Annotated in this window: 15 protein-coding genes; 2 read left to right on the forward strand and 13 right to left on the reverse strand. The window is 34.5% G+C overall.

What is annotated here, in order from left to right:
• Positions 1-38: 38 nt before the first annotated feature.
• Both ACFSTE_RS15640 and ACFSTE_RS15645 read right to left on the reverse strand, forming a co-directional pair.
• Positions 39-1,229, reverse strand: coding sequence for an aspartate aminotransferase family protein (locus ACFSTE_RS15640; protein WP_378253816.1), 1,191 nt, complete (start codon positions 1,227-1,229; stop codon positions 39-41).
• Between the two features lie 47 nt (positions 1,230-1,276).
• Positions 1,277-3,013, reverse strand: coding sequence for an OstA-like protein (locus ACFSTE_RS15645; protein WP_176026915.1), 1,737 nt, complete (start codon positions 3,011-3,013; stop codon positions 1,277-1,279).
• A gap of 276 nt (positions 3,014-3,289) precedes the next feature.
• Here ACFSTE_RS15645 and ACFSTE_RS15650 point away from each other — a divergent pair, with 276 nt between their 5' ends.
• Together ACFSTE_RS15650 and ACFSTE_RS15655 are read left to right on the forward strand one after the other, a co-directional pair.
• Positions 3,290-3,796 carry a hypothetical protein gene (locus ACFSTE_RS15650; RefSeq protein ID WP_176026914.1) on the forward strand — a complete coding sequence of 169 codons (507 nt, stop codon included), beginning with the start codon at positions 3,290-3,292 and terminating at the stop codon, positions 3,794-3,796.
• Entirely contained in the window at positions 3,793-4,689 is an 897-nt protein-coding gene (locus ACFSTE_RS15655) for a hypothetical protein (RefSeq protein WP_378253819.1), read from the forward strand. Before ACFSTE_RS15650 ends, ACFSTE_RS15655 begins: the two co-directional genes overlap by 4 nt.
• Before the next feature lie 82 nt (positions 4,690-4,771).
• On the opposite strand, the gene ACFSTE_RS15660 is transcribed toward ACFSTE_RS15655, so the two are convergent.
• From ACFSTE_RS15660 to thrS, 11 genes are all read right to left on the reverse strand, one after another.
• A complete protein-coding gene (locus tag ACFSTE_RS15660) occupies positions 4,772-6,043 on the reverse strand; it encodes an adenylosuccinate synthase (protein ID WP_176026912.1) in 1,272 nt (423 codons plus the stop codon).
• Entirely contained in the window at positions 6,043-6,510 is a 468-nt protein-coding gene (locus ACFSTE_RS15665; protein WP_176026911.1) for a Fur family transcriptional regulator, read from the reverse strand. Before ACFSTE_RS15665 ends, ACFSTE_RS15660 begins: the two co-directional genes overlap by 1 nt.
• Before the next feature lie 31 nt (positions 6,511-6,541).
• Positions 6,542-8,746: a RelA/SpoT family protein gene (locus ACFSTE_RS15670; RefSeq protein ID WP_176026910.1), complete on the reverse strand. Its 2,205-nt coding sequence runs from the start codon at positions 8,744-8,746 to the stop codon at positions 6,542-6,544.
• 159 nt (positions 8,747-8,905) lie between these two features.
• Complete coding sequence (locus tag ACFSTE_RS15675) at positions 8,906-10,138, reverse strand: M48 family metallopeptidase (protein WP_378253822.1); 1,233 nt, start codon at positions 10,136-10,138, stop codon at positions 8,906-8,908.
• 60 nt (positions 10,139-10,198) lie between these two features.
• Positions 10,199-11,008, reverse strand: coding sequence for a TrmH family RNA methyltransferase (locus tag ACFSTE_RS15680; RefSeq protein ID WP_176026908.1), 810 nt, complete (start codon positions 11,006-11,008; stop codon positions 10,199-10,201).
• Positions 11,009-11,051: 43 nt separating this feature from the next.
• On the reverse strand, positions 11,052-13,823 hold the full coding sequence (locus tag ACFSTE_RS15685; RefSeq protein ID WP_378253824.1) for a PAS domain-containing hybrid sensor histidine kinase/response regulator: 2,772 nt from the start codon (positions 13,821-13,823) through the stop codon (positions 11,052-11,054).
• A gap of 7 nt (positions 13,824-13,830) precedes the next feature.
• Positions 13,831-14,241, reverse strand: a complete 411-nt coding sequence (locus ACFSTE_RS15690) for a hypothetical protein (protein WP_176026906.1) — start codon at positions 14,239-14,241, stop codon at positions 13,831-13,833.
• A gap of 173 nt (positions 14,242-14,414) precedes the next feature.
• Positions 14,415-14,759: a 50S ribosomal protein L20 gene (gene rplT, locus ACFSTE_RS15695; protein ID WP_176026905.1), complete on the reverse strand. Its 345-nt coding sequence runs from the start codon at positions 14,757-14,759 to the stop codon at positions 14,415-14,417.
• A 115-nt stretch (positions 14,760-14,874) separates the two neighbouring features.
• Positions 14,875-15,072 (reverse strand): 50S ribosomal protein L35, encoded by a 198-nt coding sequence (gene rpmI / locus ACFSTE_RS15700; RefSeq protein ID WP_176026904.1) that lies wholly within the window; start codon positions 15,070-15,072, stop codon positions 14,875-14,877.
• A 71-nt stretch (positions 15,073-15,143) separates the two neighbouring features.
• Positions 15,144-15,659 (reverse strand): translation initiation factor IF-3, encoded by a 516-nt coding sequence (gene infC, locus ACFSTE_RS15705; RefSeq protein WP_303246390.1) that lies wholly within the window; start codon positions 15,657-15,659, stop codon positions 15,144-15,146.
• A 74-nt stretch (positions 15,660-15,733) separates the two neighbouring features.
• The gene (thrS, locus tag ACFSTE_RS15710; protein WP_176026903.1) at positions 15,734-17,680 is read right to left on the reverse strand and encodes a threonine--tRNA ligase; all 1,947 of its coding nucleotides are present in this window, start codon (positions 17,678-17,680) and stop codon (positions 15,734-15,736) included.
• Positions 17,681-18,297 lie beyond the last annotated feature (617 nt).

Raw genomic sequence — 18,297 nt, forward strand, 5'->3', positions numbered from 1 at the left:
TGTTTTTAACAAACTAATTAACAAAAGATATACCACAGTTAGTCGATGTCAGTATGTATTTCATCTAAAATACTGAGAATGATATCACATCCCATTTTTATTTCCTCTTCACTTATTGTCAGCGGAGGGGTTATTCGAATTGCTTTGGGCTCGAAAAGAAGCCAGAAAAGTATGACTCCGGCTTCCTGGCATCTAAGGATAGCCTTAGAAGTAATGTCTTCGGATGGGGTCATTATTGCCAGCATAAGACCAGTGCCTCTTATTTCCTTGATTAAAGGATGGATTAGTAAGGATCGGAATAGTTTTTCTTTTTCAAGTGAAGCTGCCATTACGTCACTTTCGGTTATCTCTTGTAAAGTAGCTAGTGCGGCGGCGGCAATGACCGGATTTCCTCCAAAAGTGGTGATATGTCCTAGTTTAGGATTGTCTTGTAATAGGTTCATCGTCTTAGTGTCGGTTGTAAATGCTCCGATAGGCATACCTCCTCCCATACCTTTGCCCATAACCACAATATCTGGAACAATATCATAATGCATAAAACCAAATAACTTTCCGGTTCTTCCGAAACCAGGTTGAATTTCATCTAAAATTAACAAAGCACCTACTTCAGAACATCTATTGCGTACTTTTTTTAAGTAGTCATTTACAGGAGTTATAAAACCGGCTCCTCCCTGAATAGTTTCTAAAATAACGGCAGCAGTTTTAGTGGTGATTAGGGATAGCTCTTCTTCTTGGTTAAACGTTATGTAATTAACATCCGGAATTAAGGGTCTAAATGCCTGTTTCCGTTCTTCAAACCCCATAACACTCATGGCTCCCATAGTGTTTCCGTGATATGCTTTTTTTGCAGTGATAATCTGACTTCTTCCAGTGGCTCTTCTGGCAAGCTTTAAAGCTCCTTCGATCGCTTCTGTTCCTGAATTGGTCAGATAGGTTTTTTGAAGAGGGAATGGTAAGTGTTCTGCCAATAATTTCGTGAGTGTTACAGCTGGCTTTAGAATGTATTCCCCATATACCATTACATGCAGGTAACTGTCTACCTGCTCTTTGATAGCATTTATAACTCTAGGGTGTTGATGACCTAAACTACAAGCAGAAACTCCTGCTACAAAATCCAGATATTTTTTATGAGAAGTGTCATAAATAAAAGAGCCTTTGGCATATGATACTTCCATAGCCAATGGTGTAGAAGTCGTCTGTGCCTGATATGTGAAAAAATCCTTTTTCATTTTTTTAAAAAGCGTTTTAAAGCGTACGGTAATAAAAAAGTCAAGTCTTAATTATCCGGAGGAAGTGTTTCCTCATTTTCATCCTCGGGAGACGGATTTAGTTCTTTATTTGTCTTTTTGAGTTCTGCATCTTTTAGGTGTTGTTCCATAAGACGAGACCCTTCAGGGTTATTGTCTTCGAGTCTTTTTAATGTTTTTTCGTCGAAGAAATCCTCTTCTTCCTTTGGGAGAGGGATTCCTTTTATTTTAGTAAGTACAGGTTTTTTCTCTCCTTTGAATAAATCTTTTTTACTCATGATTTGTTCATCCCCCCTCCAGTGAAAACCGGATAGTTCTCGAGCATTTTCTGGTAGGTCAATTTCTCTATAGAGTGTGCCGTCTACATTTTGATAATAATAGACATCCTCAATTTCTCGATTGGTAAATAATAACCGTATTGAACTTGATAAAACTTTATTAATTCCAATGAGTTTTAAGTCTCCTTCACTTTCTCTTTGATAAAAGATAGTTTCTGTGTTTTTATCTATATCTACTTGATAGAGTTCGTTATCTTTGAATAAACCTGTTAGTGTTTGTCCTTTGACCTGATTATATCCTGCCTGTAAGGTGTCTTCCTGAACTAAAAATGCATTTTGATATACCAGAAGTGAATCTAGTTTTTCGGTTTCTGTATTAGATATTATTTTTATGGTATCTCCCGTCATTTGATTTTTTTCGGACCAGATGATAGGACGTCCGATTAATTTGGTATATCCTGTAGTTTGATTCACATTAATAGAATCACTTTTGCCGCTCATATTACTCTTGTATATTCTTACATCATAAAAACCATTCATGATCCGATGATTAGGTTTTCCTGTTACCATGAGTGTATCGCTATGTATGTATATAGAGTCGTTTTCCTGTAAGGTAGCTGCAAGTGCTCTTTTGGTAATAAAAACAGAGTCTTTGTCTTTAAAAACCTCGGCATAATGACCGGTAATGACCGATTTATTAGTGGTATCCAATACTTTAATATTATTAGTAGCCGAAGCAAACTGAATACTGCTGTTATAAAAAATACTATCCCCAAACACGGTGCGATTGTTATAGTCAATTCTAGCATTTTTTATCGCATATCCTACATTGACCTTTGTATCATAAAAACCCCTCTCACAATATAAAGTACTTTCTTTTCCTTTTACAGTAGAAGGTCCGTAAAGATATGTGTGACCATTTTCTGAAAAATAGTCCAAACGATCTGAATTGACTGTGTTTTCCGGGTTAATAATTTCTACATTAGTATTAAAAGAATATTGTTTTCTATCCATGTAATAGCGTCCAATCAGACTGGTCAAGGTATTAGAAGAATCTTTGACCGTTCCTCCACTTCTGTAATATGCTTGTTGTTTTAAGCGGTCAAAAAAGAGCGTATCCGTTTGCAATGTATTTGATGGGGTTTCCATAAAAACATCATCACTGGCATAGGCAAACTGAGTATTACCATTGTATTCAGCATATTTACTAGTCATGGTAATTGTATCTCCTTGTTTCATTTTTACATTACCAAGTGCTTTTACAAACTTATTTTCGCTATAATGAATTGCTTGATCACACCAGATTTCAATTCCTTCGTGTTCCATATATACTTGCTTGTCTACTTTAGCAAGGATAGTTGCTCCAGGAAAACGTTCCTGATCCTTAATAGTACGATCCGATTGTACCTTTATTTTTTTGCCTTCCTGAGCCGAGGTAAAAAAAGAACATAAAAGGGCGAATACGATAAATATTGATGTGTTTTTCAAGTCTACTGAATTTGTGTGCAAAATAACGAAAATTGTATCTAATAGATGAATGTTCCAATGGTAAAAAATGGCTTAACAACACATTAAAAACGTCACAAAACAAAAAGTGTTACAAGGAATTCAATATAAATATACGTATCTTTAGAAAGTACTGATTGTGCCGTTTATCGGTTAAAAAAACATTTTTAACGTATAAATCATGCTTAAATTTATAAATTTAACATAATTTTACGATTTGGTAATTGTGGAATTATAATTTAAAAAAAGTAGATCCTCATGAGAAAAATAATACTTGGATTGTGTATTGGTTTTAGTCAGTTGATATTTTCGCAAGTTGACGCTGATGCCATTTTTGCGTTACAGCGAGTTACTACGACAGAAATGAATGCAATTGTTTCTCCTGCAGAAGGGGCTATGGTATATAATACTGATACGGAAAGAGTTTATGAGTACGATGGCGCACAATGGTTGAAATTGATGGTAGAAAAAAGTATTATTAAGAATGTAACCGCTAATTATACATTAGTATTAACGGATAATGGATGTGCTATCACAGCTAATAGTACTACAGATATGACGATTACGATTCCGGCAGGTTTGCCAGTAGGATATAATGTTAGTATTTATCAAATTGGAACAGGGGTGGTTACTATTCAGGGAGCAGCGGGAGTTACCGTTCGACACCGATTACTTCGTTTTAAAACAGCTGGACAAGATGCAGGAGTAGGGGTGTTGTCGACTGGTACAGATACATATCATATAACTGGAGATTTGACAAAATGAAAAAGATAGTACTTTATATATGTATAGCACTTGTTATGTATGAAGGGAATACTCAGATAGCTTATTATAATCAATTCCCAACATTGAATTTACACCATGTATTAGACGATAAACTGGATAATATCAGTTTTGCTTTTTCTATGCGATTGGTGCATTCTGATTATACAGGTCCGCTGGTACGGTTGAGAAGGGTAAGTGATAATGCGGAACAAGATTTTTGTGCGGGACAAAATGATATTGTAGATATAGACTTAATCAATACCTGGAGAGGAGGAGCTAATGTATTTGTTGTGACCTGGTATGACCAAAGTGGCTTAGGAAGAAATGCAACCCAAACAGATACAAATAGACAGCCTCGTTTTTTTCCGGATGTTACAATCCCTCACTTTCAGGGTGATGGAACCAATGATTTTTTGATAATAGGAACCAGTATTCAGGTGTTGACTAATAATGGAGTTAATGGAACTGTATTGGGAGTTATGAGAGCGACTACGAAGTCACAGCACTCATTTGGAGTATTGACGAATAGAGATCGATGGTCAACTCATATTAATTGGAGTGATAACAGAATGTATTTTGATCCTGGTATTTGTTGTAATTCGAGTAGAAGTATTGCTAATGGAGCCAGAGTAAATGTATGGGATCATTATTCCTTTATGAAGACAGATACTAATGTGATTATCCGGGTAAAAGGGGTAGAGTTGCTAAATGGAGCACATACAACAGGTCGTTGTACAGTGAACACCAATTTCTCTATTTGCTGGGCTAATGGGAATGGAGTAAATAATTTTTCTACAACTTCTTTTAGTGAATTAATCATGTACAATACACATATCAGTGCGACTTTTTATGAGGGAATAGAAGATAATGCTGTTGAGTTTTGGGGGTTGTAATTAGAAAAGATAGAGATTTCTGAAAAAATAAAGGCTTTCTGAAATTCCAGAAAGCCTTTTTGTATGATAAAGGATCACTTTTTTATCTGTGAATTGTTTGTTTTCTGTCAGGTCCGACAGAAACAATTGTGATCGGTGTTTCAATTTCTTTTTCTATAAATGCTATATAGTCGTTTAATTCCTTAGGGAGTTGAGAAGCTTCAGTCATTTCTGTAAGATCTTCAGACCATCCTTTTAATTCTGTGTAAACAGGAGTTACATTTTCAGGTTCGATATTGTAAGGAAGGTGTGTGATAGGTTCTCCCTTATATTTATATGAAGTACATACTTTTAAGGTTTCAAACCCGCTAAGTACGTCTCCTTTCATCATCATTAATTGAGTGACTCCGTTTACCTGAACAGCGTATTTAAGAGCGACTAAATCTAACCATCCACATCGACGAGGTCTTCCGGTTGTTGCTCCAAATTCATGCCCTACAGTTGCCATGGTTTCCCCATCTTTATCAAATAATTCGGTAGGGAAGGGACCACTACCTACTCGGGTAGTATATGCCTTGAAAATACCAAATACATCCTTAATTTTATTAGGAGCAATTCCTAAACCAGTACATGCTCCGGCAGCAGTAGTATTCGATGAAGTCACAAATGGGTATGTACCAAAGTCAATATCCAGTAAAGATCCTTGTGCTCCTTCTGCTAATATTGTTTTTCCTTCTTTTTGCGCATTGTGAAGGTATTCTTCGCTATCTATAAATGTCAGTTTTTTGAGGTTCTCAATTGCTTCAAAAAACTTGCTTTCCAGCTCAGCTAGATTGTATTCAACTTTTACGTTGTAAAAAGCAATCATCGCTTCATGTTTATCCGCTAATGAACGATAACGATCTTTCCAGTCATCAAGCTCTAGATCTCCAATACGGATTCCGTTTCTTCCGGTTTTATCCATATAAGTAGGACCAATTCCTTTTAGAGTCGAACCAATTTTTTCTTTACCCTTTGCTAATTCTGAAGCTTTATCAAGAATTTGATGGGTTGGCAGAATCAAGTGTGCTTTTCTGGAAATAAGAAGTTTTGATTTGTAATCAATATTATATTTGTCCAAATTTATTAATTCGTTATTGAATATTACAGGATCAATTACAACACCATTACCAACTACATTAATGGCTTTATCATGAAAAATACCACTAGGGATTGTGTGTAATACATGTTTTATACCATCAAACTCCAAGGTGTGTCCTGCATTTGGTCCTCCCTGAAATCTGGCTATTATATCATAATCTTTTGTAAGAACGTCTACAATCTTTCCTTTACCCTCGTCTCCCCATTGAAGACCAAGTAATAAATTTACCGCCATTAGTTATCTTGATTTGTTGATTTTTTTTTCGTTCCGTAGAAATACAAAGAATGATTTGTAATGTCTACTTCAAAAATTTCTTCGATTGTTTTTTTTATTGATTGAATCCTGGGATCACAAAATTCCAGTACTTCTCCAGAGTCTGTGAGGATTAAGTGATCGTGTTGTCTGTCGAAATACGATTTTTCGTATTGCGCCTGACTCTGACCAAATTGGTGCTTTCGTACCAATTTACACTCCATCAATAATTCGATAGTGTTGTATAAAGTCGCACGACTCACTCTGTAGTTTTTGTTTTTCATTTTGATATAAAGAGACTCTATATCAAAATGATCGTCACTCTCATATATCTCTTGAAGGATGGCATATCGCTCAGGCGTTTTTCTATGCCCTTTTTCTTCTAAGAAGCTTGTAAATACATTCTTTACAATATTCTGATCGTTTTGTGTGTTTGATTTATTGCCCATAGACCTAAAAAATGCAAATTTACATTATTTTTTATTCTCTTACTACTTTATCTATACCACTTATCTTAGAAAGATTATTTATGGCTGTTTTTAAGGTGTTTTGATTTTTGACTCCTACCGTAATTTTACCAGTAAAAACCCCATCATGCGTATCAAAGTTCATATTATAGATTGCAAGGTTCATATTGTTGGATATGATTTGCGTTACTTCATTAACGACTCCGATATTGTCAATTCCATTCAGACGAATTACAGCTTTGAATTCTTCCTGGCTAGAGTCAATCCATTTGGCTTGTATAATTCGATATGCGTAATTGCTCTGTAATTGGAGTGCGTTAGGACAGTCTTTTTTATGAACCTTTATTCCTTCATTGACAGTAATAAAACCAAAGACATTATCTCCCGCAATCGGATTACAACAGTTTGCTAGCTTATACTCTAATTTATCAGCATCTTTTCCAAAAACAATTAAGTCATATTTAGAAGTGATTTCTTCTTTATGAAGATCATTCGAATTATTCCTTCTCATTTTATTCTTGATAAAATTCATGAAGGCATTACTCTTAGTGGTCGCGAATTCTTTGATCTTTTTATTGTCTATTGTACCAATACCAACTCTGTAAAAAAGGTCAAGACTGGTTTTAAGTTTAAAATACAATACGAGCTCATTAACTACTTTTTCATTAAGGGTAATTTTTTGAGATCGCAGTTTTCGTTTTAAAATGACTTTTCCTTCTTCAGCAATATGTTTTTTCTCTTCTCTTAGTGCTGATTTAATTCTTCCTCTTGCTCTGGCGGTGGTTGCATAATCCAACCAGTTAGAAGATGGTTTTGATTTTTCAGAGGTAATAATCTCTACCTGATCTCCACTTTTTAATTCGTGGCTGAGTGGCACGAGTTTACCATTAACTCTGGCGCCTCTGGTTCTAAGACCTATTTCTGTGTGGATAGAAAAACCAAAATCTAGAGCTGTAGCTCCTTTTGGAAGGGATTTTAAATCTCCATTCGGAGTAAAAACAAAAATTTCTTTGGCATAGAGATTCAATTTGAATTCCTCGACAAAATCCACCGCATTTGCTTCTGAATTTTCCAGGGCTTCTTGAAGTCGATTTAACCATTCATCTAATCCTCGATCTTGTTTTTCTCCTTTGTTCTTGTATTTGTAATGAGCAGCATATCCCTTTTCAGCGATCTCATGCATTCGCTCACTTCTGATTTGTACTTCTACCCACTTACTATCAGGTCCAATAACAGTGATGTGAAGAGCCTCGTATCCCGTGGATTTTGGTTGTGAAATCCAATCTCTTAATCGTATCGGATTAGGACGGTAATAATCAGTGACAATTGTATAGATTTTCCAGGCAATAAATTTTTCGTTTTCTAAATCCGATTTGTAGACAATTCGAATCGCAAATTTGTCATATACTTCATCAAAGGCAATATTTTGCTTCACCATTTTTCTCCTGATAGAGAAAATAGATTTAGGGCGTCCTTTGATATCATAATTAAGCCCTTCCCGGTCTAAACCTTCTTTGATTTTGTCTGAGAATCGTTTTATATATGCATCCTGTTCTTCTTTGCTTTCTGTTATTTTTTCCAGGATATCATTATATACTTCTGGTTCAGTATATTTTAACCCCAGATCTTCCAGTTCTGTCTTGATGTTATATAAGCCAATTCTGTGTGCTAAAGGAGCGTATATATACAGCGTTTCAGAGGCTATCTTTACTTGTTTGTCAGATCGCATAGCATCCATTGTCTGCATGTTGTGCAATCGATCTGCTATTTTGATAATAATAACCCGGACATCATCATTTAATGTGAGAAGCATTTTTCTGAAGTTCTCTGCCTGAAGTGAAATGTCCTTATCCTTTTTTAAAGAAGATATTTTAGTAAGACCATCTACAATTCGAGCTACGGTTTCCCCAAACATTTGTTCAATGTCTACCAGTGTATATTCCGTATCTTCTACAACATCATGTAATAATGCAGCAGCAATAGAGGTCGCATCAAGACCAATTTCACTGGCAACTATTTTTGCAACTGCGATAGGGTGAAATATGTAGGCTTCTCCACTTTTTCTGCGTTGATTTTTATGTGCATCAACGGCAATATCGAACGCCTGTCTGATTAACTTTTTGTCTTCTTTAGAAAGGTCACGATAACTAATGCGTAGCAGTTCTTTATACTGTTTGGCTATTTGTTTATTTTCTTCTTCTATATCCGCTTCTGTCATACATAAAAATTTCTTAGAAAGCCATGGTTAGTTGTTAGATGATTTGTGAAAATGTATCTAAAGTTAAAATAAAGTTAAACCTTCAATTAAGGAAGGTAAAATATTTATAGATAAATGTACGATTAAGAATCGTAACAACCAAGTTGCTTTTATAAGGTTTTACTTGTTTAAATTCCGAATTCGCTGCAATAGTGTTGGGTGTGAGTAATGTACGAAAACCGTTGCAGGGTGTGGGGTGAGGTTACTTAGGTTATTTTTGGATAATTTTTTTAAACTACTGATTAGCGCGTGGGCATTATAGGTTTCTTTGGCAAAATCATCGGCCTGATATTCAAATGCCCTGGAGATATAATTCATAACAAGTCCGGTGATTTCAGAAATTGGGCTATACAGTACCCCGAATGCAACTAGTCCTATATGGAATGAAGGTTGTTCAACCCCTAATGCTTCTGAGAGTATCGGATTATTTATAAATAAAGAAAGAATCCAAAGTGTAATTCCTGTTACAATGATAGATAGTACAAGGTTGTATATGATATGTTTTTTCTTGTAATGTCCCACTTCATGTGCCAGTACGGCAACGATTTCTTCATTAGAGAGATTTTTGATAAGTGTATCGTAAAGCGTAATTCGTTTTTCACTCCCTAAGCCTGAAAAATAAGCATTCGCTTTTGTACTTCTTTTAGATCCATCGATAACAAATATATTTTTTAATCGAAACCCTACTTTTTCGGAATACGCTTCAATTATATCTTTTAATTCTCCAGCAGCAAGAGGTGTTTGTTTATTAAATAGAGGCACGATAATTTTTGTGTAAAACATGTTCATGCATAATGTAAATAATGAAATCAATAGCCAGGAGTATATCCAGAATTGTTCGCCTGTTAGTTGGTAAAACCAAATTACCAGAAATAAAATTCCTCCTCCGATGAATATAATCATCAGGACTTCCTTTATTTTGTCAATAAAAAAAGTTTTAGTCGAAGTTCTGTTGAAACCAAATTTCTCTTCAATTACAAATGTTCTGTAATAAGAAGCAGGAATTGATAAAATATCACTAGCTACCATTATAATACCGAAGAAAATAAGACTAACGATAGTAGGGTTGGTAGAGATGCTGCGGGCAATAGTATCCAACCAGGAAAAACCATCCAAAAAGAAAAATAGTAAGGTAGCGATTAAGGTAATACTGGATTGTACTATTTTAAACCTGAAGTTCATTGTTTTGTAGGCAATGGATTTTTGATATTCTTCTTCTGGGTAGATGTCTTTTAATTCGTCAGGGATTTTGTTATTGTAATGACTGGCATTGAGTATATCCAGAATAGTGTCGAATAAAAATACGACGACTAGTATCATAATGAGTAGGTAGAAAAGGAGGTTGGGGGTCATATTTTTTGGGTTATGGTTATTTGTATTTAAGAGTAATCTTTTATGCTGATATTATATATATTAAAATTCAAAATTTCTTTGGCGCTTTGCCTCATAAATGAGAATACCGGCAGCAACCGAAACATTCATGGAATCGATTACACCATTCATCGGAATCTTTACATTTTTATTCGTGTTCTGTAACCACATGTCAGAAAGACCTGTTGCTTCTGTACCAACGATAATTGCACTAGGTTTAGTATAATCAATTGAATAGCAATTTACGGCATTTTCCAAGGCTGCCCCATATATATTAATATTTTGTTGCTTTAGAAAGTGGATAATTTCTTCAGAGGAACCTGTTGCAATATGATTTGTGAATATACAACCAACACTCGATCGTATAATATTTGGGTTGTAAATATCGGTTTTAGGGTTGGCAATAATCACTGCATCAATATTGGCAGCATCTGCTGTTCTTAGGATGGCTCCGATGTTTCCAGGTTTTTCAGGGGATTCAGCAATCAAAATAAGTGGAGTCTTGTTTTTGAAAGAGAGTGTGTTAATAGCATTGTCTTTGGATTGTGCAATGGCAATGATTCCTTCAGTGCTATCCCGATAAGCAACTTTTTTATACACGGTTGAAGTAATTTCGAATAAGGGAAGCGAAGCATTTTCTTTTTTTACAAGCGCAAGTGCCTCTTCTCTAGGGAGAATATCAGGGCAATAAAAGACTTGTATAAGAGTGTACCCTCCCTCAATTGCCAGAGTGATTTCTCTTTTGCCTTCTATGACAAAACAATTTTCTCTTTTTCGGACTCTGGATTTCTCTATTAACTGAGATAGAAATTTAATTTTACTATTCTGTGTACTGGTGATTTGTTCAAGCATATGACAAATATAGGCAGAGAATGCTAAAAAGAAGATGTTGAGGCTAAGAGTTTCTTTCTGTAAGAAGCGTTTTTATTTCTTGAATGATTAATGGGAAATCAGAATCTAATTTTTTTATTAATAAAGAATTCTTGTCTTGAGAAGTGATATTTTCAGAAGAATGTTCAATTTCTTTGAGTATTTCAGCTTCTCTGTTGAGACCTAGTGTTTTAAAGCTTGATTTTAATTTGTGAGCCATGCTTTGAGAAGTTAAGAGGTCCTTATCTTTGATCGCTTTCTGAAGAGTCTTGTAATCTTTGGTGCTTTCTTCTAGAAATATGTTGAGAATAGATTTTATAATGTCAGGATCATTGTCAAAAGTCTGTTCCAATGAAGAGAAATCACAAAATGTTCTTGTAGAAATAGTACTAATAGTGGTATTGGGGGATAACGCCTTTTTTTGCAAAAGGGGAGAAGGGGACTGCAAACTTATGATGATCTCTTCCAGTGCTTTTTCACTAATAGGTTTGGTTAAATAAAAATTCATTCCTGATTCGATGGCAGCTTTCTTTGATTCGGGAAAAACATCTGCGGAACATGCAATGATTGGAATTTGATTGATTTTTGGATTGCTGGATTTTCGAATATTTATTGTTGTTTCTGGTCCATCCATAACAGGCATATGCATATCCATTAGAATTAGATCGTATGTATTGTTTTCTAATTTTTTTAAAGCAATTTTTCCATGATCCGCTATATCTGCTGCGATGTTCCAATTAGAAAATAATTGTTTGATAAAAAACTGATTCATTTTATTGTCTTCTACAACTAAAACATTTAGACCGGATAGATGTGAAAAATTAGAAATCTTTTGATTTTTTGATTTTTGATTTTTAATGTATGTCGATAGTTTACTTTTCTTATAGGTAATAGAAAACTCAAAAACAGATCCCTTGCCAGGCTCGCTTTTTACATTGAGATATCCATTTTGTAACTCGATCAATTGTTTAGAAATAGACAATCCAAGTCCAGTTCCTTCTATTTTGTTTTTACCCGGTTTATGAACCTGATAAAAACTTCGGAAGATGTTTTTTAACTTGTCTTCTGGGATACCGACCCCAGTGTCTTCTACAGCAAAATTAATAGTACAGGTGTCTTTTTCCTCCTCTTTGGTATATACATTAATACTAACTTCTCCTTTGTGGGTGAATTTAATAGCATTACCTAGTAGGTTTGTTAGTATTTGATTGAGACGAAACTGATCTCCTATGATAAATTTTGGGAGTTTAGAATCGATATTGGTGGTGTAGGTTAAGCCTTTTTCCTCAGCTTTTATGCTAAAACCTCTCGATAGGTTTGTGATTAATTCATGAATATTGAAATCCGTTTTATGTAGGGTGAGTTTCCCTGCTTCGATTTTAGAAAAGTCCAAAATATCATTAATGAGAACTAATAAATTCTCTGCGGAGAACTGAATTCCCTCTAGATTTTTTTTATCTGATTCAGGGTCTTCAAACTGTCCTTTTTTAATGATACTGGTAAGACCTAAAATTACATTAAGAGGGGTTCTTATTTCGTGACTCATATTAGATAAAAAAACAGATTTGGCCTTTGCAGATTTTTCAGCAGATACTTTGGCCTCCCTTATTTCATTATCAATAGTTTTCTTATTAGTAATATCTCTAAAGAACGCATTAAATAAGTAATCGTCTTTGATTTTTATAGCGATGATGGTAAGCTCTATATGAACAGTGGTTTTGTCTTTTCTTTGTACTGAAGTTTCAACTCTTCTGTTGATCAAGAGGTCATCTCCGGTATGGATGTAGTTATAAATACTACTTTTTAATTCTTGCCTGAGCTTGTAAGGAACTAGAGAGTATATACTTCTTCCAATGGTTTCTTTTCTTTTTACTTCTAAAATTGTCTCTGCCTGCCTATTCCAATTGAGTACTATTCCTTGACTATTGACCAGAATGATTCCATCCATAGCAGTTTCAAGGATATTAGCCTTTAGATGTTCACTGTGCTTTAATTCCTCTTCGATTTTCTTGCGCTCTATGATTTCTTTACTCAACTGATCATTTATATCCTGTAAATTATGCAATTGCTTTTTTAGCATTTTCAGCATTTGTTGTTTACTAGGGAAATTGATCAAATCCTTACTTAATATTTCCTCTGGGATTACATTGAGCGTGGCTGTAAAAGAGTCTAATAAGTGATAAGACTGAAAATGTTTTTGATAAATGAGTAAGTATATATTAGCAATTACATTTTCTCCCAGGGAATCTTTTATTTTCGAAAAAATTAATAACGAGTAATTGAGGAGTTTCTTCCGTTCACTGACCAGGTTTGTTACAAGTCCGTCATGTTGAGTAGTCAGGTATTGTTTGATTTGTAATATTTCGGAGTCATTAAAACTTCCGATTAATTCAGAAGCTTTTTTTAAAACTTCCGATAAAAAAATCTTACAGATAGTTAGTTCTTGTTCCTTTAGAGGTTGGAAAATAAGCTTGAAATTGGTGTATTTCCTTAATTCGCCATAAGAGTCTAGTACTTTTGTTCGAAGTTGTTGTTTGGAATAACGCTGAATAATGTTTTTTTCTATAAGATGTTCTTCCAGTAATAAATATATTTCGGTTAGTGAATCTATTTTATGGGTAAAAGATAATTCTTTAAAATAAGAAATTTTCGTTTTTAAATTTATGGCGTTAGAAGGTATGTCGATTTCTTTCCAAAGAAAGTCAATAAGTTCAATTATCTTCTTTTCTTCTGTGTTCTTTGGAAAGTCAACATTTTTATTGGGTGTTATGATTTTTCGAAACCAACGTCCAATCATAGAGGTGTCATATTTTACTGGCTTTATATATCTTATAGAATCCTAACGCTGAAAGTCCCCAGGTAATTATAAGAGCAATAAACCATACATAGTTGCCCAGTGTATCTCCCAGAAGTGTTTTGAATAAATTATATCCAAAAATATGAGCAATTTGCATATGTAGATGCCCAAGGGCCATAACAACAAACCCCCAGGCTAATAGAGCCATTCCTGCTCCTAATTTCCCGCCCTTTAATCGGGTTGCTGTAAGAAAACTAAAAATAAGCGCGATAGCTAGGAAGGGGAGTTCGAGTAGACCAAAAATTTGCTCAGCTCCAAGAGTGCCTTTCTCGTGTAATGATCCTGAATCTTGGGCGATTATGGGGATGCTGTTTAATAGCGAAAGTAATAATACAGGTAAGAGGTAATTTTTTTTCATACGATTCAAGTTTAGTTAAATGTAAGAAAAAAAAGTGTATAATGTGCTATGTTTAATAGATAAAACGCATGTTTTATCCGATAAAATGCATTTTTTTAAGATGAAATACAAAAAAAATCCTGTAGGTTTTACAGGATTTTTTTCTAAATGAGATTATATTTTTATTAAAAAAATTACTTTATTTTATCCGCAATAGCTTTAAAAGCTTCAGGGTTATTCATTGCTAAATCAGCAAGAACTTTACGATTAAGTTCTATGTTGTTAGCTTTTAATTTTCCCATAAATTGAGAATAAGATAAACCGTGTAAACGAGCACCTGCATTAATACGAGTGATCCATAGTGCACGGAAAGTTCTTTTCTTATTTCTACGGTCTCTATAAGCATATGACATTGCTTTGTCAACCGCATTTTTTGCTACAGTCCAAACATTTTTACGACGTCCGAAGTAACCTTTTGCTTGCTTAAGAACTCTTTTTCTTCTAGCTCTTTTAGCAACTGAATTTACTGATCTTGGCATAATTTTAAATTTTTTAGTAGTAGGCGTCTGCTTGCGCAGTACTTTTGTATATCATTTTTTTGATAAGAGCCTAACTCCTGGGTTTATAATAATTCTAACCGGATTAAAGAAGAAATTACTTAATACGTAATTGTTCTTTAATACTATTTTCATCGCTTTTGTGCACTAACGTAGAGTGCGTTAAAGCAAGCTTACGCTTTTTAGATTTTTTAGTCAATATATGACTCTTAAAAGCGTGCTTTCTTTTGATTTTACCAGTACCAGTAAGCTTAAAACGCTTCTTAGCACTAGATTTCGTTTTCATTTTAGGCATTGTATCCTTGTTTTTATAATAATCTCACTTATTATTTTTATTCTTTGTATTTAATGAAAAATAAAAGAAGGTTATTTTGTTTTCTTAGGTGCGATGAACATAATCATTCGCTTTCCTTCAAGTTTAGGCATTTGCTCTACTTTTCCATATTCCTCAAGTTCTTGAGCAAGTTTTAAAAGCAGAATCTGACCTTGGTCTTTGTAGATGATAGAACGTCCTTTAAAGAATACATAAGCCTTTAATTTGGAACCTTCACTTAAGAACTTAATAGCATGTTTCTTTTTAAACTCATAATCATGCTCATCTGTATTGGGTCCAAACCTGATCTCTTTGACAACAACTTTTGTTGCTTTAGATTTTAGGGCTTTGTCTCTTTTTTTCTGTTCGTATAAGAATTTTTTATAATCCATTATTTTACAAACAGGGGGTACTGCTTTTGGTGAGATTTCTACCAAATCTAATTCTTGCTCTTCAGCAAGTGCTAGAGCTTTTTTGGTAGGGTATACACCTACCTCTACGTTATCACCAACTAGACGTACTTCATCAACTCTAATTTTATGGTTGATTCTGTGAGCATCTTCTTTGATTACTCTTAGTGGCTTTTGAGACCTTTTTCTTCTTATTGCTATGACTTAAAAATTTAAATTAAACTTAGTTTATATTAAACATCAAATTTCTTCAATGTCTTATCAATTTCTTCTTTTATAATATTAGAGAACGCTTCGATATTAACAGTACCAATGTTCTCTCCTCCATGTTTACGAACAGAAATTGTTCCGTCTTTTTCCTCTTGTTCTCCAACAATGATGATAAAAGGGAACTTGTTCATTTCTGCCTCTCTGATTTTTTTACCAATCGTCTCATTTCTATGATCGGCAAGGGCGCGAATTTCGTTATTTTCTAACAAATTTAAAACTTTTTCCGCGTATTTTTCATATTTCTCGCTGATAGAGAGGATAATGGCTTGTTCAGGCATAAGCCATAATGGGAAATTTCCACCTGTATGTTCTAGTAAAATTGCGATAAAGCGTTCCAGACTACCAAAAGGTGCTCTGTGGATCATAACAGGTCTGTGTAGCTCATTGTCACTGCCTTTGTAAGTGAGGTCAAATCGCTCAGGTAGGTTGTAGTCAACCTGAATAGTACCGAGTTGCCAACTTCTGCCCAAAGCATCTTTTACCATAAAATCAAGTTTAGGGCCATAAAAAGCAGCTTCTCCTTCTTCTATGACGAAATTAAGTTCCTTGTCTTTTGCAGCATTAATAATAGCTTTTTCTGCCTTTTCCCAATTTTTTGCTTCTCCTATATATTTCTCCGGTTTCTTCGGGTCTCTTATAGAAACTTGTGCTGTAAAGTTCTCAAAGCCTAAAGAACCAAAAACGTACAATACTAAATCAACAACTTTTTTGAATTCTTCATCTAGTTGATCAGGGGTACAAAAAATATGTGCATCGTCCTGAGTAAAACCTCTAACTCTGGTTAATCCGTGTAATTCTCCACTCTGCTCATATCTATATACGGTACCAAATTCAGCGTAGCGTTTCGGAAGATCCCTGTATGACCAGGGGTTATTGTTGTATATCTCACAGTGATGAGGACAATTCATAGGTTTTAATAAAAACTCTTCCCCATCAGCAGGAGTATTTATTGGCTGAAAGCTGTCTTCTCCATATTTGGCATAATGACCTGAAGTTACATAGAGCTCTTTTTGACCAATGTGTGGTGTTACGACCATTTCATAGCCTGCTTTCTTTTGGGCTTTCTTTAAGAATTGTTCCAGGCGTTCTCTGAGTGCAGCACCTTTAGGGAGCCATAAAGGAAGTCCTTGACCTACTCTGGATGAGAACGTAAATAAACCAAGCTCTTTACCTAATTTTCTGTGATCCCTCTTTTTGGCTTCTTCTAAAAGTTCTAGATATTCTTTAAGCTCTTTTTGTTTAGGGAAAGAAGTACCATAAACACGAGTCAATTGCTTGTTATTTTCATCTCCTCTCCAGTAAGCACCCGCTACACTCATGATTTTTACAGCTTTGATAATTCCAGTGTTAGGAATGTGTCCTCCACGACATAAATCAGAGAATGTATCATGGTCACAGAAGGTAATGGTGCCGTCTTCCAGGTTTTCAATTAACTCTACTTTATACTCATTTCCTTCTTGCTTGTACTTTTCTAAAGCTTCCGTTTTTGAAACAGCTCTCATTTTAAACTCGTGTTTCCCACGGGCTATTTCAAGCATTTTATCTTCGATTTTTTTGAAATCTTTTTCGGAGATTGTCTGATCGCCAAGATCTACATCGTAATAGAATCCATTTTCGATTGCAGGACCAATAGAAAGTTTTACGCCAGGGTATAACTCTTCCAAAGCTTGTGCAAGGACATGAGAGCTTGAATGCCTAAAGGCATTTTTTCCTTCGTCATCTTTCCATGTGTATAAAATAAGATTACCATCGGTTGTCAATTCGGTAGAGGTCTCAATGGTATTGGTATTGAATTTAGCAGAAATAACATTTCTTGCGAAACCTTCACTGATGTCTTTAGCAACTTCCATAGCGGTTATTCCGCTGTTGTATTCTCTAACCGAGCCGTCTGGCAACGTAATTTTAATCATGTTTTTATTATATTATAAGAGACAAAGATAATACGATATTAAAATTCATACAACACTTAGGGGTTACATTTATTATATAAATGATTGATTTTTTTTACAGAAAACATTTAGTTTCTTACGAAGTGTATATATATTAAGGTAAAAGGAGCAGTTTTTGTTTTGGTTTGATCTGGAACTTTTTTGTGTAAAGCTAAGTTTTTGTTTGATAGCGGATTGCTAAATAATTTAAAAAAAACGCAAAAAAAGTATTGCTGAATATGAAAAAGGTTGTATGTTTGCACCCGCTTAGCCGAGGGGCTGATGTTCATTGAAAACGGGGATTTTAAAGGAGTAAGTATTTAGAAATACTTGCTTTAAAAAATCATTAAAAAGCACACTTTTTTGTTTCGGTAAAATACATATTTTCTTGTAAGAGTAGGTGTGAGTTATCGAGTAATTATAGCAAGTTTTTTGTTAGGTAAACTATGGTTTATTTAAGATTTAAAAACTGTTATAAAAAAGTAAAAAAAACTTTAAAAAAACTTTAAAAAAAGTTTTGTCAGAAACAAAAAAGGTTTGTATGTTTGCACCCGCTTATCGAAAGGATAAGAGTTCATAAAAATAGTTATACTGGAGTA

Source organism: Aquimarina hainanensis, assembly GCF_042684685.1.
Classification (GTDB): domain Bacteria; phylum Bacteroidota; class Bacteroidia; order Flavobacteriales; family Flavobacteriaceae; genus Aquimarina; species Aquimarina hainanensis.

What these genes read in the sequence shown, in the direction of transcription:
- ACFSTE_RS15665 (WP_176026911.1), bottom strand. Translation starts at nt 6,510, where the DNA reads ATGGGCAATAAATCAAACACACAAAACGATCAGAATATTGTAAAGAAT.
- ACFSTE_RS15670 (WP_176026910.1), bottom strand. Translation starts at nt 8,746, where the DNA reads ATGACAGAAGCGGATATAGAAGAAGAAAATAAACAAATAGCCAAACAG.
- ACFSTE_RS15660 (WP_176026912.1), bottom strand. Translation starts at nt 6,043, where the DNA reads ATGGCGGTAAATTTATTACTTGGTCTTCAATGGGGAGACGAGGGTAAA.
- ACFSTE_RS15685 (WP_378253824.1), bottom strand. Translation starts at nt 13,823, where the DNA reads ATGATTGGACGTTGGTTTCGAAAAATCATAACACCCAATAAAAATGTT.
- ACFSTE_RS15640 (WP_378253816.1), bottom strand. Translation starts at nt 1,229, where the DNA reads ATGAAAAAGGATTTTTTCACATATCAGGCACAGACGACTTCTACACCA.
- ACFSTE_RS15690 (WP_176026906.1), bottom strand. Translation starts at nt 14,241, where the DNA reads ATGAAAAAAAATTACCTCTTACCTGTATTATTACTTTCGCTATTAAAC.
- ACFSTE_RS15680 (WP_176026908.1), bottom strand. Translation starts at nt 11,008, where the DNA reads ATGCTTGAACAAATCACCAGTACACAGAATAGTAAAATTAAATTTCTA.
- ACFSTE_RS15650 (WP_176026914.1), top strand. Translation starts at nt 3,290, where the DNA reads ATGAGAAAAATAATACTTGGATTGTGTATTGGTTTTAGTCAGTTGATA.
- rplT (WP_176026905.1), bottom strand. Translation starts at nt 14,759, where the DNA reads ATGCCAAGATCAGTAAATTCAGTTGCTAAAAGAGCTAGAAGAAAAAGA.
- rpmI (WP_176026904.1), bottom strand. Translation starts at nt 15,072, where the DNA reads ATGCCTAAAATGAAAACGAAATCTAGTGCTAAGAAGCGTTTTAAGCTT.
- ACFSTE_RS15675 (WP_378253822.1), bottom strand. Translation starts at nt 10,138, where the DNA reads ATGACCCCCAACCTCCTTTTCTACCTACTCATTATGATACTAGTCGTC.
- ACFSTE_RS15655 (WP_378253819.1), top strand. Translation starts at nt 3,793, where the DNA reads ATGAAAAAGATAGTACTTTATATATGTATAGCACTTGTTATGTATGAA.
- thrS (WP_176026903.1), bottom strand. Translation starts at nt 17,680, where the DNA reads ATGATTAAAATTACGTTGCCAGACGGCTCGGTTAGAGAATACAACAGC.